Below are 1321 nucleotides of genomic sequence, written 5' to 3'. Positions count from 1 at the left end.
ATGGCAGTGACCTTGCCGCGGCTGCGGTGTGGGGGCTGGTCCGTTCCGCGCAGTCCGAACACCCCAACCGGTTCATCCTGCTCGACCTCGACGATCACACCGACCACGACGGCGACGTCGCCCCGATCGGTGACAACGACACGGTGGCTCTGGCCAGGATCCTGACCGCAGTGCTCGACAGCGGCGAACCGGAGATCGCGGTACGTGCTGGTGGGCTGTATGTGCGGCGGTTGGTCCGGGCCGGTACTGGCCGTTTGTCGTTGTCCGGCTCTGACGGGTTGTCGGTGGGGTTGGATGCGGGTGGCACGGTGGTGGTCACTGGTGGGACCGGTGTGTTGGGTGGTTTGGTGGCCCGGCATCTGGTCACCGTGCATGGGGTCAGGCATCTGTTGTTGTTGTCCCGGCGGGGTCCGGCCGCGGCCGGGGCGGCGGAGCTGGTCGGTGACCTGACCGAGCTGGGCGCACGGGTGCAGGTGACCGCGTGTGATGTCGCTGACCGGAACGCCCTGGCGGAGGTGCTGGCGGCGGTGCCGGTGGAGCATCCGGTGGTCGGGGTGGTGCACACCGCGGGCGTGCTTGATGACGGAGTGGTTGAGGCGTTGACGCCGCAGCGGTTGGAGAGGGTGTTGCGGGCGAAGGCGGATGCGGCGTGGTGGTTGCATGAGTTGACCCGGGATGCGGATCTGGGTTTGTTTGTGGTGTATTCGTCGGCGGCGGCCACGCTCGGGTCGCCGGGGCAGGGTAACTATGCCGCGGCCAATGCGGTTCTGGACGCGTTGGCGCTGCGGCGGCAGGCCGCGGGTCTGGTGGGGCAGTCGTTGGCGTGGGGGCTGTGGGCTCAGCAGTCGGCGATGACCGGGCATCTCGATGAGGCCGACCTGGACCGGATGCGACGCAGCAGCGGCGTCCTCGCCATGTCCTCCGAGGAGGGCCTGGCGTTGTTCGACGCGGCAGTACGTACCCACCAGCCGCAGCTCGTGCCGATGCGGGTGGACCTCGCCGGGCTGCGTCGCGCCGGCGCCGGTGGCCTGCCGCCGTTGTGGCAGTCGTTGGCCGGCGGTTCGACCCGTCGGACGGCGTCCACCGCCGATACGCGGGTGGATTTGGCCGCCAGGTTGGCTGCTATGGGGGTTGAGGAGCGCCAGCGGACGGTTCTGGAGCTGGTGCGGGCACAGGCCGCGGTCGTGCTGGGCCATGCCGACCCCGCGGCGGTTGATCCGGGCAGCGCATTCCGCGAGCTCGGGTTCGACTCGTTGACCGCGGTGGAGTTGCGTAACCGGTTGGCCGCCGCGACCGGGTTGTCGTTGCCGGCCACGTTGGT

The 1321-nt window shown here is 69.7% G+C and carries 1 protein-coding gene; it reads left to right on the top strand.

The window, feature by feature from the left end:
- Positions 1–1321 (top strand): type I polyketide synthase (locus ACZ6O5_RS31265; RefSeq protein WP_465981931.1); only part of this gene is annotated, 1321 nt, incomplete at both ends.

The sequence above is a fragment of the Micromonospora sp. NPDC049201 genome (assembly GCF_055586805.1).
This window is presented reverse-complemented; position numbering and strand designations above follow the sequence as displayed.